Consider the following 14,438-nt stretch of genomic DNA (forward strand, 5'->3'; position numbering starts at 1 on the left):
AGCCTGCCGCCAAAGATTAGGAAGCGGAACCGGGAGAAACAGAACCGACGGGAGGTTCGTCGGCGGTGACCCACGACGGGTCGTGGCCACCGGGAACCTCCCACACTTCGGTGGGCAGCACCCCCGGCAGATAGGAATTATTGCGCGAACAGAACACGGGGGTTTTGCCCTCGCGGCGCTGCGCCTCGTAGTCACGCAAAGCCCCCACGGCCCACTTGCCCAGCAGCACCAAAGCCGCCAGGTTCACCACGGCCATTACTGAAAACACCCAGTCGGACAATGCCCACGCCGCCGCCAGGGGGAGCACCGCCCCCAGGGCAGAAGAAATAATCGCCAACAAACGTACCGGCACCGTGGATTTACTGCGACCTACCAGGAAGCCCCAGTTGGACTCGGCGTAGGTGTAGTTGCCCAAGATAGTGGAATACCCAAAAGCAATCATCATCACCATAATGACCACGGCAATCACCGTCTTTATCGCCGGATTGTCATAGCCCAAGGTGGAAACCAAGGAATCATTGGTCAAAGCCGTGCCGTTTACGTCCGAACCGCGCGCCGGATCCCAAAACGGGGTGGACAGCAAAATAATAAAGGCGGTGGTGGTGCAAATCATCATGGTGTCCACGAAAACAGCTAAAGACTGAATCATGCCCTGGGTCACCGGGTGCTCCACCGTGGCAGTGGCGGCCGCATTAGGCACCGCCCCCATTCCGGCTTCGTTGGTGTACAAGCCGCGCTTGACCCCCTGGGTTAAAGCGGCAATGAATGCGCCGCCCGCCCCGGCCACCGCCGGGGGAACATAGTCGCCCTGGCCGAAAGCCGAGGCAAAGATTTGCTCGAACACATAGGGAATCTCGCGGAAGTTGATTACCAAAACCAACAAGCCCATACAAATGTAAATCACCGCCATCAAGGGAGCCAACCACTCTGAAAAACGCGCGATACGGCGAATCCCGCCCACCAAAAGCGGCAGAATCATCACCACCAAAATCAACGCCGAAACCCAAGTGGGAATCCCAAAAGACACGTGAGCCAACTGAGCCATCGAGTTAGCCTGTACCATCTCAAAGGTGCAACCATAAGTGAAAATCAGCAACACCGAGAAAATCATGCCCCAGCGACGCGAACCCAAGCCCCTCATGATGTAATACGAAGGGCCACCCCGGAAGGTGCCGTCCCCGTTACGCACCTTGAATAACTGCGCCAAGGTGGACTCGATGAAAGCCGTGGCCATCCCCAAGGTCGCCACCACCCACATCCAAAACACGGAACCCGGTCCGCCCGCCACCACCGCCAAAGCGATACCGGCAATGGAACCGGTACCAACCCGCTCGGCGATACCAATCGTGAAGGCCTGGAAGGAAGAAATCCCCCCCTTGGCGCCTTTGCGGGACTTGAAAATCACCTTTACCATGTGAGGGAACAGGCGAATCTGCATGAAGTTGGTGCGGATTGAATAATACAGACCGACTCCCAACAAAAGTGCCGAGAGCACCCAGACAATCGAGGAATCATACCCAGTGTTCAGCCAGCCGGCGATTACGTCGTTGACCTGCGTGAATGGGTCTTCCTCGGGCGTGGAAGCAGCCGAATCATAAACTGATAATAAATTAAACATATTTTTAATCCTTTCTTGGAATTAATGCTAGCGCCTCATGAACCTGAAAGAAAACCCCCCGAATATCCCCCGATAACCCCGCACACTTGACACAATAGAACCGTTGGATTGTTACCAGACAACTGCCACCCGGCACACAAACAACTAGATAACGGGAGGAAACGGCTCTAAGCCGCGAATAACTATGACAAGTGAGAAAAAAGACACAACACCGCGTGATAACACGGTGCGAATCGGCATCCTGACCAGCGGCGGCGATGCCCAAGGCATGAACGCGGCGGTACGTTCCGTGGCGCGATCCGCGATAGTACTGGGAGCCACTCCCTATGCGATACGAGAAGGCTGGTACGGGGCGGTGAACGGGGGCGACTTGATTCACCCCCTGGCCTGGGGCGACCTTTCCAACACCATCTCAAAGGGGGGCACGATTATCGGCACCGCTCGATCCGAACGATTCCGCAAACGTGAAGGGATGAAGGATGCGGTGGCGAACCTGATTTCCAACGGTATCGACCGGCTGGTTTCCATCGGGGGCGACGGCTCCCTGTCCGGCACCGAGGAATTGCGCCAACTGTGGCCGGAACTGGTAGAAGAACTGGTAGCCGAAGGACGCCTGACCAAGACCCAAGCCGCGCAACACCCGGGGCTGATAGTGGTGGGGCTGGTGGGATCCATCGACAACGATATGACCGGCACCGACATGACCATCGGCACAGATTCCGCGCTGAACCGTATCGTGACCGCCCTAGACCAGTTGTCATCCACGGCGGCCTCACACCAGCGTACTTTCGTGGTGGAAGTAATGGGACGTAACTGTGGCTACCTGGCGTTGATGAGCGCCGTGGCGGGCGGGGCTGACTATGTGTTGGTGCCCGAAAATCCCCCCGCCCCCGGCTGGGAAGACGACATGTGCAAGAAACTGGCCGAAGGGCGCCAACAGGGACGACGCGAATCCATGGTAATTGTCGCCGAGGGCGCCCAAGACCAGCAAGGCCAGCGGATTACCGCCGACTATGTAGCGAAAGCCATCGAGGAACGCACCAGTGAATCCGCGCGGGTCACCATTTTGGGACATATCCAACGCGGCGGCACTCCCAGCGCCTATGACCGGTGGATGCCAACCCTGCTGGGCTATGCGGCGGCTCAGGAAGTCATTAAAGCCCAGCCAGGGGACAGCGCGAAGGTGCTGGGGGTGCGCTACAACCGGATTGCGCGCCTGGACTTGACCCGGACAGTAGCCGAAACCCGCCACGTCCGTAAACTGATTGAAGCCGGGGAATACGAGGCCGCAGTCGAGTCACGCGGCCGGTCTTTCACTGATATGGTCGAGGTTTTCCGGGTGTTGTCCACCCCGCCATCCCTGTTGACCCCCCTGGAATCCAAGGCGAAACGAGTCGCGATTATGCATGTGGGGGGTCTGGCTCCGGGCATGAACATGGCTTCGCGCGCAGCGGTGCGGTTTGGCTTGCAACGCGGCTTGGAAGTCTTGGGGATTCAAGGATCTTTCCAGGGTTTGATTGACGGCAACATCAAGCCGCTGGCCTGGGAAGACGTGGAAGGCTGGGGGTATCGCGGCGGGGCAGAACTGGGCACCAAACGCGAAATCCCCGTCGTTGAGGAATTCTATGCCATCGGGCGTGCGGTGGAAAACCACCAGATTGACGCGCTAATCCTGGTGGGCGGGTATAACGCCTATCTTTCGGCGCAAGCTATCGCGGGGGAGCTGAGCCGCTATCCGGCGTTGCGGATTCCGATGCTGCTGGTGCCGGCCTCGATTGACAATAACTTGCCGGGGGCAGAGATTTCGATTGGTGCCGACACGGCTTTGAATAATCTGACGTGGTCGATGGACTTAATTAAGGAATCGGCGGCGGCCGCGAAACGCTGTTTCGTGGCGGAAGCCATGGGGCGCCACTGTGGATACCTCGCGTTGATGGGGGGGCTTTCTTCCGGCGCGGAAACCGTTTACCTCGAGGAAGACTCCATCAGCCTTGACCGTCTGGGGCAAGACGCGGCGGAAATGCGGGAGTCTTTCCGCGAGGGACGCCGCCTGGCTCTGGTGGTGCGAAACGAACTGGCCGGGGGACGCTATGACCTGGATTTCATGGCGGATGTGTTCAAACAGGAATCCCACGGATACTACGATGTACGTACCGACAAAATCGGTTATCTGCAACAGGGCGGCGCCCCCACGCCTTTCGACCGCCTGTTGGCGACACGCCTGATGTACCGGGCGATGGCGCGCGTTGATGAAGCCTTGGGGCGGGGTGAGGCCCATATCGAATATTTGGGCGAGGAAAACGGACGCGTAGTGTTCCACGATATTGCCGATATGCCCGTCCAGGTTGACTCGGTCAAGCGCCGCCCGAAGAAACAGTGGTGGATGTGTATGCGTCCGTTGCTCGAAGTTATGGCTAACAGTAACGCGGCGGTGCAGGATTTCGCGCTGCCCCTGGTTGATTTGACCCAAGACCAGGACAGATAGGTGCGTTTGGGCGTGGCGGTGGTGGCACCTCATGAAACGGCTTCATGAGGTGCCAGCCGCCAAAATGACGTAAACTCACAAAAGAACATACTTGAAAACACGGAAGGAAAACCATGGAAACGAAGAACCCAACGACATTGCCGGCTTGGCAAGAATTACGTGACTTGGCCGAGGAATTTCACCTCGATTTACGCCAGGCTTTCGAGACAGACCCGGGACGCGCCGCCGCGTTGAGTTTTGAGGCGGCGGATTTGCACGTTGATATGTCGAAAAACCTGGTGACCGAGCCGGTGGTGGCAAAGTTGCTGGAGCTGGCTGAGCAAACCGGGGTGAGTGAATGGCGCGAGGCGATGTTTGGCGGCAAACATATTAACAACACCGAGGATCGCGCCGTGCTGCACTCGGCTTTGCGGGCTCCGGCGGACGCGGCCGGGTCGCTGGTAGTCGATGGTCAAGACGTGGTGAGGGACGTGCATGAGGTGCTTACCCGGATTTATGCTTTCGCCGAGTCGGTGCGCGACGGTTCCTGGAAGGGGATTACCGGCAAACGCATCGAAACCGTGGTTAACATCGGAATTGGCGGGTCAGACCTGGGGCCGGCGATGGCTTACGAGGCTTTGCGTCCCTATGTGCAACCCGGTTTGGAATGCCGTTTCGTGTCCAATATTGACCCCACAGATGTGGGCGAGAAAACCAAGGATCTTGACCCGGAAACCACGCTGTTTATTGTGGCCTCTAAGACTTTCACCACCTTGGAAACCTTGACAAATGCGCGGGCGGCGCGGGCGTGGCTGCTGGCGGGTTTGCAACGAGCCGGGGCGATTGACGGGTCCAAGGACGCGGCTGCCGGAGCCGTGGGTCAGCACTTCGTAGCGGTTTCCACCGCTTTGGACAAGGTCGCGGCTTTCGGGATTAATCCGAAGAATGCTTTCGGATTCTGGAATTGGGTGGGCGGCCGGTATTCGGTGGATTCCGCTGTGGGAACCGCCTTGGCTGTGGCCATCGGGCGTTCCGGCTTCGAGGACTTTTTAGCGGGATTCCACGCGTTAGATGAGCACTTCCGGACAGCGCCAGCGACGGAAAACGTGCCACTCTTGATGGGGTTGTTGAACGTGTGGTACGTGAATTTCTTGGGAGCGCACACCCACGCGGTCTTGCCGTATTCCCAGTATCTGCACCGTTTCCCCGCGTATTTACAGCAGCTAACCATGGAGTCCAATGGCAAGCGGGTACGCCGGGATGGCACGGCGGTGGACTATCACACCGGCGAGGTATTCTGGGGCGAGCCGGGCACGAATGGCCAGCATGCGTTCTACCAGTTGATGCATCAGGGAACCCGGATTGTTCCGGCCGATTTTATTGCTTTCGCTAAACCAACCTGGGATTTGGTGGACACGGAGAGCGGCGTGCGGCAACACGAGTTGTTCTTGGGGAATTTCTTTGCCCAGACCCGCGCCCTGGCTTTCGGGAAAACCGCCGCTGAGGTTCGCGCCGAAGGCACCGCCGAGGACTTGGTGGCGCATCGAACCTTCCCTGGGAACCGGCCTTCGACATCTATCATGGCCGCGCAGCTGACTCCCCGGGTTTTGGGTGAACTGATTGCTCTGTACGAGATGATTACTTTCGTGCAAGGCGTGATTTGGGGCATTGATTCCTTCGACCAGTGGGGCGTGGAACTGGGCAAGGCCATGGCGATTGATTTGAAGCCGGCAATCGCGGGAGACGTGGCGGCGCTGGCCGCCACGGATCCCTCGACGCGGGGCTTGCTGCAGTATTTCTTTGACCGCAAGTAAGTGATTTGAAAGGGCTAGCGTTCATGAGGTGCGAGCCAAAAGGGCTGGCACCTCATGAAACCCGCGCCTAACAGGAACACCGAAACCGAGCGGAGCAAGCCTCGTGGCAGCCCCCGAAACTCGCGGGACTTTTGGGTGAGCTTGCGGGGCGACCTTGGACTAAAATAGAGCCTGGTGATGCCCCCGTGGGCATTTGGATTAACTAATACAAAGGAGTCCTGTTATGGTAAAAAATCCCGTCAATGTAACCGTTACCGGAGCTGCTGGCAATATCGGTTATGCGCTGTTGTTCCGTATTGCTTCCGGGGCGATGCTGGGTGCGGATCAACCCGTGCGCATTAAAATGCTGGAAATTCCCCCGGCTTTGAAGGCAGCGGAGGGCACCGCGATGGAGCTCAATGACTGTGCCTTTCCTCTGTTGACGGGCATTGATATTACCGATGACGCCGGGGTGGCCTTCGAGGGCTGTAACTTCGGGCTGTTGGTCGGTTCGATGCCCCGCAAGAAAGGCATGGAGCGCGCGGATTTGATCAGCGCCAACGGCGGGATTTTCGGGCCGCAAGGCAAGGCGATTAACGACCACGCGGCGGATGACGTGCGGATTCTGGTGGTGGGTAACCCTGCCAACACCAATGCGGTGATTGCGGCGGCTTCTGCCCCGGATGTGCCCGCCGATCGTTTCAACGCCATGATGCGCCTCGATCACAACCGGGCTATTTCCCAGTTGGCCGAGAAAACCGGTGCGGCTGTGGCCGACATTAAAAAGATGATTGTGTGGGGTAACCACTCCGCCGACCAGTACCCGGATGTTTCTTTCTGTGAGGTGGCCGGCAAGGCGGCGACCGGTCTGGTGGACGAGGCCTGGTTGGATGAATACTTTGTACCGACTGTGGCCAAGCGCGGCGCGGCGATTATCGAGGCGCGCGGGGCTTCCTCGGCGGCTTCGGCGGCTTCGGCGGCGATTGACCACATGCATTCTTGGGCGCTGGGTACCCCGGCGGGTGACTGGGTTACGGCCGCAGTGCCGTCTCACGGCGAATACGGCGTGCCGGAGGGGCTGTCTTACGGCTTCCCGGTGACTTCGGACGGCAAGGCGTGGAAGATCGTGGAAGGCCTGGAATTGAGCGCCAAGACCAAAGAAAAGATTGCGTTCAACGCGGCGCGCGCCACCGAAGAAATTGACACCGTGAAGTCCCTGGGGATTCTGTAAGTCCTGGGGGCGTGATTCACCTGGTGGCGTTTGTTTTCGCTTCATGAGGTGCTTGAAGTGGTGGGTGTCGGGAATGTCCCGACACCCACCACTTTGTTTGTGCAAATTATCACGAAGGAACCCGAGAGGATTGGAGGATCCGGGGGAATGGGGGGATTGAGGGGTTGCGGAACCCGAGGGGTTCCTCTTGAGACCGAGAATTGATGCTCTCCGGTATTATGGGCTTATGAACTGCGAAACGAGGAGTTTTTCCGAGCTGGTTACGGCGGCCAGGCGGCTCTGTGTCCCGGGGCAGCGGCATCTGCTGGGAATTGCTGGTGCGCCTGGGGCAGGGAAGTCAACCCTGGCGGCGCGCCTGGTGGCAGAACTAAACGAGTCGTTAACCGAGTCACTCGACGAGTCACTAGGCGAGTTGCACGGCGAGTTGCACGGCGTGCAGCTGGATGCTAATCCCAACGATAAACCGAGTGCATGTCAGGGAATTCAATCCAACGCCAAGCTGGGGAAGCGAGCGGTTTTACTGCCCATGGATGGATACCACCTGTCTAACCGGGTGTTGGAAGCCAAACAGCTGCGAAACCAGAAAGGCAGCCCGGCAACTTTTGATGCCACTGGCTACGCGGAGATGTTGCGGCGTCTCAAAGCGCAACAACCGGGGGATGGCAGCGTTTATGCCCCGGTGTACCACCGGGAACTTGAGGAAGCTATTGCTGCTGAAATCGAGGTGACCGGGGATATAGAGCTGGTCATCAGTGAGGGGAATTACCTACTGGCACAAAGCGAGCCGTGGAGCCAGGTTGCCCAGTTCTTCACCGAAATCTGGTACCTCGAACTTGACGATGCTACTCGAATGAGCCGGCTGGTTAAACGGCACATAGAATTCGGCAAAGACCCGGAATTTGCCCGCCAGTGGGCGTATGGCTCCGATCAGCGCAACGCGGATTTCATTGCCTCCACCAAATATCTTGCTACTCGCATCATCACCCTGATTGACTAGCCTGGCGACGTGACTAACGGTGCTGAGCCTTTTACCCGCGCAGTCGTGAAGAGGGGAAGCGTAATGATTAGTTGGAAAGAAGCGCAGGCTCGGAGGCTGACGGAAATGTCGCCGGAGCAGCGCCGAGAGTACGAGGCGAAAACTGGGGTTGGCCGCAAGTTGTTGACAGGTTGGTTGTTTAGGCTGCCTGTTTCCAGGCGGTCTGACTCATCTTGAGTTCGTATTCCACGGGTGGCATCATGCCGATACTGGAATGCAGTCGTTTACGGTTGTAAAACCCTTCAATCCAGCCCGGAACCCCGGCCAGCACCTCATGAACCCGGCGACGCAAACCCCTTGAAACCAGCTTCGGCGGCTGGCTAGGGGACTACGCTGCCATTCACAATAACGGTTGGTTTGTTACTTGCTATTTACGATAAATCATGTACGGCCTGGATTTTTACGGCCAGTGTTTTGACGGCGTTTGTGACGGTTTCCCATGACACTTGTTGGGCGTAGGGGTATTTCTGGCGGTAGCGTTGCCAATGACTGGCCATTACCGGACTGGTTTCTAGCATTTCAACGGCCACCATAATGTCGGCCATTTGTCCTATGGTGCCACGCCTCTCAGCGGTGTTGGTCAGGGCAGTCCGCAGCACATCGGTGTCATATGGCTGGGTGGCGGTGAGAATGTGGATATCGTAGAAATCGCGCATCCGCGTGTTGGCGACGCTGCGCGTTACGATGGTTTCTAATTTCTCGGCCAGCACGGTTTCCAAGTTATACGCCAAAAGCTGGATATGGCGGTCTTCAAACATTAGATTGAATCCGTACTCGATTTCCTTGGGTGTCACGTGGTCGCCGGTGGTTATATCTATTTTTAGCATTTGCCGGGTTTTATCCAGCGTCGCCGCGATAGATACTCGGAATCCGGGATAATCTGCCTCTTCGTGGATCTCCTCAATTTCGCAAAGGTTCAGCCGAATGTTGTCGTTCAGTGGGATATTAGCAATTTCGGTCATGATTGATTCAAGGGTATTTCTTGATAGGGATTGCCCTTTGAGTGTTGCGTCTATATCCATAGTGGTGCGTGTGCTAATTCCGACCATTGCAGCGACTAGCAACCCACCTTTCAAAATAAAGTTGTCTCGGTATCGGGAGATGGCGAGGCGTTCTAAAAATCTCTCCATCATGAAACCGCGCAGTAATACCTCGGTCTCTACGCCGGATTGTTTCGACAGGTTACGAATCAGGGCTTTGAGCTGGGTTGAAGTTTTCATAGCAATACCTCCAGGTAAGTGCGCAACAGCCTGGCGATGCCGAATTGTTCGGCGAGGGGCATCAACAAGCCCAGGTTCTTGTCGCGCCGTGAGACGTAGCGTTTCACTGCCTCGCTAATTATCGCAGGGTCGAGCCGGGAGCGACTGCGTACAATGTCGCATACGGTGCGCTCCAATCCATAGACTCGCACCGGGTTTCCAAACACGGTGTCCGCCACCCCAATCCCCACCTCATGCAGTGTGGGTTTGATGGTGAATACCGTGAATCCTGCCATTCGCAGTCCGCTGGTGTTGTATCCACTGGGGACGGTCACGGTGTAACTTAGTGGGTCACGGTCGGTCAGGCCGTGCAGGAACAGAGCGGTGTCGTGGGAATAGATGAGTTTCGCTCGCCGCAGCTGCCAGGTGTACATTCGGTCTTCCAGTTCATGAGGTTCCATGTAAACACCATGCGCTATTCGTTGTAAATCACCTGATTTCACTAACAGTCTCAGTCGTTCGTTGGAGATTCCGGCTTGGTTGGCTTGTGCCGTGGTGACAACGTTGCCACCGTGCTCCAGTAGTGTGCGCAAATCAAGGGGAATCACTACGTGCACCTTTCTTGACTATTGTGCTTATAGTATATTTGAAATAAGCGCTAAAATCAAAAACTGTGGTTGTGGTCGTCATGGCGGGGTGCATGAGGTGCCAGCCGGGGTGGCGAGCTTTTTTCTGCTTGAATTTGCCTGAACAGCGAGTCTTGCGGTCAACCCCACAAAGAAATTTCTAAACCCTCACCACCAGCGCAAACGCCACAAAAATCCCTGACTTCCCTTGCCCGCAACCCCGGAACATCGCCCGCAACCCCGGCCAGCACCTCATGAACCCGGCGACGCTAGTTTTCCAGTCTTCCAACCCGCTAACGAGTCGCCGCTAGCGCTACGTTTTGAACGCTACAGCCATGCGGACATATACAGCGGCAGGAACATTCTCTCCCTCTCAACACGGAGCTGACCGGGGTGTAAAACGTATTGAGTGCCCACGCGTTTCCCGAATTTAGCTTTGAATTTATCCAGGGATACCGTGGTGTAGCGTTTTCCGGATTTCACTTCGAGGGGACTGATTCGTGGTTTCCCCGCAGCATTCCAGTGCGGGCAGCTAATCAAAAAATCAATCTCCATACGTTCGGCGGCTTGGCGGGAATAGCGGGAATAAAAATGGAGCTCATGGCCTCGCGCCGCCAACTGTTGTGCCACCGCGTTTTCGGCCAGCATTCCTTGATTAATATCCGCGTCTCCTCGCAGTACTTGTCGGCTGGCCTGCAGCAAAACCTCGTCATTAGCAAAGGCCATGTTGGTGAGCAACCCGGTATCAGCCAGGTAGCATTTCACGGTGGTTTCGTCCTCACTCAGTTCCATGCTTAAAGTGGGGTCGGTTACGGCGGTGCACAGGTTCACTGTTGCCGCATCCTTCATCCAGGAAAACGCCAGCTGATAGTCTCGCGCCCGCGATCCCTCATCGACCTGGGTGTACACGAGCCGTTTTTCCCGTTTCGAGAGCTGGCCAGGGATAGCGTCAAACACCGCTTTGACCCGTTTCGCTTCGGTTCCACCGTATTTCTCGATGTCATCCCGATAGAGTTTCACCACCAGCTGTTTCGCTTTTTGTGCCCCGGCCAGGTCGCGTCCCTGCGCGTAGGCCGCCACTGCTGCCGGCATCCCTCCCACCAGCATATATTCGTTCCACAATCGGGTGGCTTTGCGGTGCAGTTCATCCGGTAGGGGGCGACTGTTTTGGAAGCATTGCCCGATAAGTTCAGCCAAGCCGTGTTCCTCTAGCGCCCACAGGAATTCTTCGAAATCCAGGGGCTTCATGAGTAGCGATTCTTCTTCGGAAGGCAAGAGGATTTTTTCCGCGCTGCTGCGTAGCGAGACCAACGACCCGGTTTCGAGATAGTCGTATCTGCCATCAGCCACCAGGTGCTTGATAAACTGGCGTGCTTCCGGGAAAGCTTGTACCTCGTCGAAAATAATCAAGGTATCGCGGGTTTTAAAGGTCACCGCGAATGTGGCCGAAAGGTACAGAAAGAAACTGTCCAAATCGGAACGCGTATCCAAGAAAAGCTGCTTAAAATCGGGTGACACCGTGGTGAAATCAATCAGCAGGCTCTGTGCGTATTCCTGGCGACCAAACTGGCTTGACACCGTGGACTTTCCCACTCGCCGGGCACCCTCGATTAGCATCGCACTGGTTCCGTTGCTGGAACGTTTCCACTGCAATAGTTGATCATAAACCTTACGATGAAACACCCGTTCACCTCCATAAACGCTCCAGTTATGCACGTTTCCTAGGTTTCAACACCCACAGAAAACACACAATTCCTAGGGGTAAGCATAGCGCATTTTTGCACGTTTCCTAGGTCTTGGCGTCGACTGCATGCACGTTTGAAAACCATTACCTTGGGGTTACCCTTGTTTTGTTGGCACTTAGTTAGTCGGGTTTTATCGGCTTTTCATGAGGTGCCATTTGAGTTTGGGCTAAATGACATCTACCGGGCAGCTTGGTAGTTTAGGGTTGATTCTCGAATGACCAGCGTGTTTTCTAGTATGGTGCATCCTGGTTTTTTATCGGACAAAAGAGAATCAATCTGTGCTGAGATGGAAATAGCGAGTTGCGTATAGTCTTGGCGCACTGTCGTCAGGGCGGGGGAGACATAGGGGGCGAAGTCGGTGTCGTCGTATCCGGTTAAAGCATAGTCGCGGCCGGCAAGCATACCATAGCAGTTGAAAAGCTTGGTAGAGACACCTAGAGCAATCCAGTCGTTGGCGGCCGAAATAGCGTCGAAGGTGTAGGTGGATAACTGCTGCGCAGCGTAAGTGCCGGATTCGGAGCTCCAGTCGGGAACTTTTAGAACGAATGGTTCCAAATCATGTACTTCGCAAAAATCTAGGTAGGCTTGGCATCGCAGGTTGGCATCGATTTCGTTGTGCTCAGGTGAGATGTGTACTATTCGACGGCATCCGAGGCTGTAAAGATGCGCTAGGAGTTTCTCCATGGATTGAAGCTGTTCTAGCTCCACCCGCGCTAGCTTGCAGGATGCATCCGCTTCGTTCATGGCCAAGACGGTAGGCTGTCGTAAAAGAGGATTGAGGTACTGGGCGATAGTGACATTTTGACTCATGATGACCAGGGCTCTAAGCCGGATTGACTGTAAATAATCCAAACCTCGCTTCCAGTCGTCACGATCGTCGTAGTCCACGGAGGCCGAGACGACATAGAGTCCATTGGAGTTTTGGATACGTTCAAAATGGATATACGATTGCGCCCGGCCATAGGACAAGTGCCCAACACGTAGCACCCCTACCAGGGAAGATTCTCCCGATGCTAAGGAAGCGGCGAGTCGGTTGGGGCGGTATCCGAGAGTCTCTACGGCTTGGAGGACTCTGTGCTTGGTGGAGTCGCTAACATTGGTTTTTCCGGATAAAACCCGTGAGACTGTCTGTGACGATACCCCGGCTAAGTTAGCTACATCTCGCATCAAAACATTTTTAACCACACGATACAGTTTATAGCAGAATTCCCTGGTATATGCCTGAGTTGGAATTCTGAATTTTGCGGTTTATATGACGTCGAGTCGGTGGTCGAGATTATCCGTGCAGATAGGACGTAGTTTTTGTGCGTTTAGATTAGAGTACATTGAAAAGGGGCGGGAAGCAGTAGATGAGCTGCGGCTTCCCGCCCTGTCTAGTGAACTTAAAAAGTCTAGCATTCCATTTGTGATTCGATCTGAATGATGGCTGGGCCGACCCACTTTTTAGAAAAATCAACAGAAACACTGCTACCATGGCTGGTAATGGACACACCAGGGATAGAAATCGCCTTTTTTATGGGAAAATCTAGCCTGACCGTGACATGTGCATGGTCAGCTTTAGGATTACTGGGAGCTACAAATACGTATTCTTGTTTACCATCGTTGCCCACTATAATCCATCCGTCACCGTCTAGTTTCGGGTTAGATTTTCCGCGTTTGTCTATGTTTGAGATAATAGGGTGTGCGTATTTCATCCAATTACCAATGTCTGATAAAGCATTGGACTGCCATTCAGGCAGGGAACCATCTGCCTTGGGGCCGACACCCAGCAGGATGCGCCCATTTCTCACAGCAGCATCAACAATTGTGTGCATAATCTCACGCGGGTGAGGTCCATTCTCTGGTCCTTCAAGTTGGTTGTATCCGAAGGAAAGTCCTATGCCGCGACAGTTTTCCCAAATTCCTTGGTTTTCTTTATCTAAGAACATTTGGTATTCACTAGTTACGTAATCAGCGTGTGGAACACACCACCTATCATTAACCAATCCCTCTGGACAGGTATCATAATATCGAGCGAATAGTCGTCCTAATCCGTAAGTTTCGGTTGTGTTTTTAGCCGTATCTGGATAGTTAATGTCATTCCATAAAATATCAGGATGATATAGATTAATTAGCTGATCTAGATGATTAGCTACGTACTTTGCATATTCTATATCATTAGGTCGATTTGTTTCATTTACTGATTCATGAGAAAGATGCGGAGGGAAAGGACGTACATACCAATCCAATCCCCCGGAGTAGTAGGCTCCGAAGCGAATCCCTAATTTTCTCGAAGCATTAGCATATTCTGCAACAAGATTTCGATGTGGCCCGCGAGAGACAGTATTGCGCCCGTTTGTTCCTACAGCATCCCACAAGGTAATGCCATCGTGATGCTTTGTAGTGAGTACGACATAATCGGCACCCGCATCACGGAATTGCTTGATAACATCTGGTGCACTGAAGCTGTCTGCGTTCCACTTATCGAGCAAATCATCATAGGGGCAGCCGTTCCACACTTCTATGTGGTGTAAAGATGCGGGAGAGCTAGGAATTCGGATTGTGTTGTAATACCATTCGGCATAGGGATTATGGGTGTACCACTCTCGAGCATCATCAACAGTTCCTAATTCTGCAGTGGGCTCGGCCCATCCTGCAACAGAGTAAGCACCCCAGTGTACAAAAATTCCTAACTTGGCTTTTTTGAACCAGAGCGGTGTGGGTCGTTCTAAATCAGACCATTCCAT

At 54.8% G+C, this 14,438-nt stretch carries 10 protein-coding genes and 1 pseudogene; 4 read left to right on the forward strand and 7 right to left on the reverse strand.

Annotated elements, in window-relative coordinates:
* Positions 1 to 16 precede the first annotated feature (16 nt).
* A complete protein-coding gene (locus tag F4555_RS01275) occupies positions 17 to 1,618 on the reverse strand; it encodes an alanine/glycine:cation symporter family protein (protein ID WP_004014742.1) in 1,602 nt (533 codons plus the stop codon).
* Positions 1,619 to 1,802: 184 nt separating this feature from the next.
* Here F4555_RS01275 and F4555_RS01280 point away from each other — a divergent pair, with 184 nt between their 5' ends.
* The 4 genes from F4555_RS01280 to F4555_RS01295 all read left to right on the forward strand — a co-directional run bounded on the left by F4555_RS01280 (position 1,803) and on the right by F4555_RS01295 (position 8,103).
* Positions 1,803 to 4,103, forward strand: coding sequence for a 6-phosphofructokinase (locus tag F4555_RS01280; protein WP_115325552.1), 2,301 nt, complete (start codon positions 1,803 to 1,805; stop codon positions 4,101 to 4,103).
* Between the two features lie 113 nt (positions 4,104 to 4,216).
* Entirely contained in the window at positions 4,217 to 5,896 is a 1,680-nt protein-coding gene (gene pgi / locus F4555_RS01285; RefSeq protein WP_115325551.1) for a glucose-6-phosphate isomerase, read from the forward strand.
* 223 nt (positions 5,897 to 6,119) lie between these two features.
* Complete coding sequence (locus tag F4555_RS01290; protein ID WP_004014746.1) at positions 6,120 to 7,106, forward strand: malate dehydrogenase; 987 nt, start codon at positions 6,120 to 6,122, stop codon at positions 7,104 to 7,106.
* A 226-nt stretch (positions 7,107 to 7,332) separates the two neighbouring features.
* Entirely contained in the window at positions 7,333 to 8,103 is a 771-nt protein-coding gene (locus F4555_RS01295; RefSeq protein WP_115325550.1) for a nucleoside/nucleotide kinase family protein, read from the forward strand.
* A 178-nt stretch (positions 8,104 to 8,281) separates the two neighbouring features.
* Here the strand turns inward: F4555_RS01295 and F4555_RS01300 are convergent.
* From F4555_RS01300 to F4555_RS01325, 6 genes and pseudogenes are all read right to left on the reverse strand, one after another.
* A pseudogene (locus tag F4555_RS01300) lies at positions 8,282 to 8,401 on the reverse strand (integrase); the annotation flags it as partial.
* Between the two features lie 112 nt (positions 8,402 to 8,513).
* Entirely contained in the window at positions 8,514 to 9,362 is an 849-nt protein-coding gene (locus F4555_RS01305; RefSeq protein ID WP_004013025.1) for a nucleotidyl transferase AbiEii/AbiGii toxin family protein, read from the reverse strand.
* Positions 9,359 to 9,949 carry a type IV toxin-antitoxin system AbiEi family antitoxin domain-containing protein gene (locus tag F4555_RS01310; protein ID WP_004013024.1) on the reverse strand — a complete coding sequence of 197 codons (591 nt, stop codon included), beginning with the start codon at positions 9,947 to 9,949 and terminating at the stop codon, positions 9,359 to 9,361. Before F4555_RS01310 ends, F4555_RS01305 begins: the two co-directional genes overlap by 4 nt.
* Before the next feature lie 345 nt (positions 9,950 to 10,294).
* Entirely contained in the window at positions 10,295 to 11,650 is a 1,356-nt protein-coding gene (locus F4555_RS01315; RefSeq protein WP_004014750.1) for an ATP-binding protein, read from the reverse strand.
* A gap of 239 nt (positions 11,651 to 11,889) precedes the next feature.
* Positions 11,890 to 12,897, reverse strand: a complete 1,008-nt coding sequence (locus tag F4555_RS01320) for a LacI family DNA-binding transcriptional regulator (protein WP_311768803.1) — start codon at positions 12,895 to 12,897, stop codon at positions 11,890 to 11,892.
* Positions 12,898 to 13,103: 206 nt separating this feature from the next.
* The gene (locus F4555_RS01325) at positions 13,104 to 14,438 is read right to left on the reverse strand and encodes an alpha-L-fucosidase (protein WP_004017481.1); all 1,335 of its coding nucleotides are present in this window, start codon (positions 14,436 to 14,438) and stop codon (positions 13,104 to 13,106) included.

Origin of the sequence: Mobiluncus mulieris, assembly GCF_014204735.1 — a bacterium.
GTDB classification, from domain to species: Bacteria; Actinomycetota; Actinomycetes; order Actinomycetales; family Actinomycetaceae; genus Mobiluncus; species Mobiluncus mulieris.

What these genes read in the sequence shown, in the direction of transcription:
- F4555_RS01295 (WP_115325550.1), top strand. Translation starts at nt 7,333, where the DNA reads ATGAACTGCGAAACGAGGAGTTTTTCCGAGCTGGTTACGGCGGCCAGG.
- F4555_RS01305 (WP_004013025.1), bottom strand. Translation starts at nt 9,362, where the DNA reads ATGAAAACTTCAACCCAGCTCAAAGCCCTGATTCGTAACCTGTCGAAA.
- F4555_RS01325 (WP_004017481.1), bottom strand. Translation starts at nt 14,438, where the DNA reads ATGGAATGGTCTGATTTAGAACGACCCACACCGCTCTGGTTCAAAAAA.
- pgi (WP_115325551.1), top strand. Translation starts at nt 4,217, where the DNA reads ATGGAAACGAAGAACCCAACGACATTGCCGGCTTGGCAAGAATTACGT.
- F4555_RS01280 (WP_115325552.1), top strand. Translation starts at nt 1,803, where the DNA reads ATGACAAGTGAGAAAAAAGACACAACACCGCGTGATAACACGGTGCGA.
- F4555_RS01290 (WP_004014746.1), top strand. Translation starts at nt 6,120, where the DNA reads ATGGTAAAAAATCCCGTCAATGTAACCGTTACCGGAGCTGCTGGCAAT.
- F4555_RS01275 (WP_004014742.1), bottom strand. Translation starts at nt 1,618, where the DNA reads ATGTTTAATTTATTATCAGTTTATGATTCGGCTGCTTCCACGCCCGAG.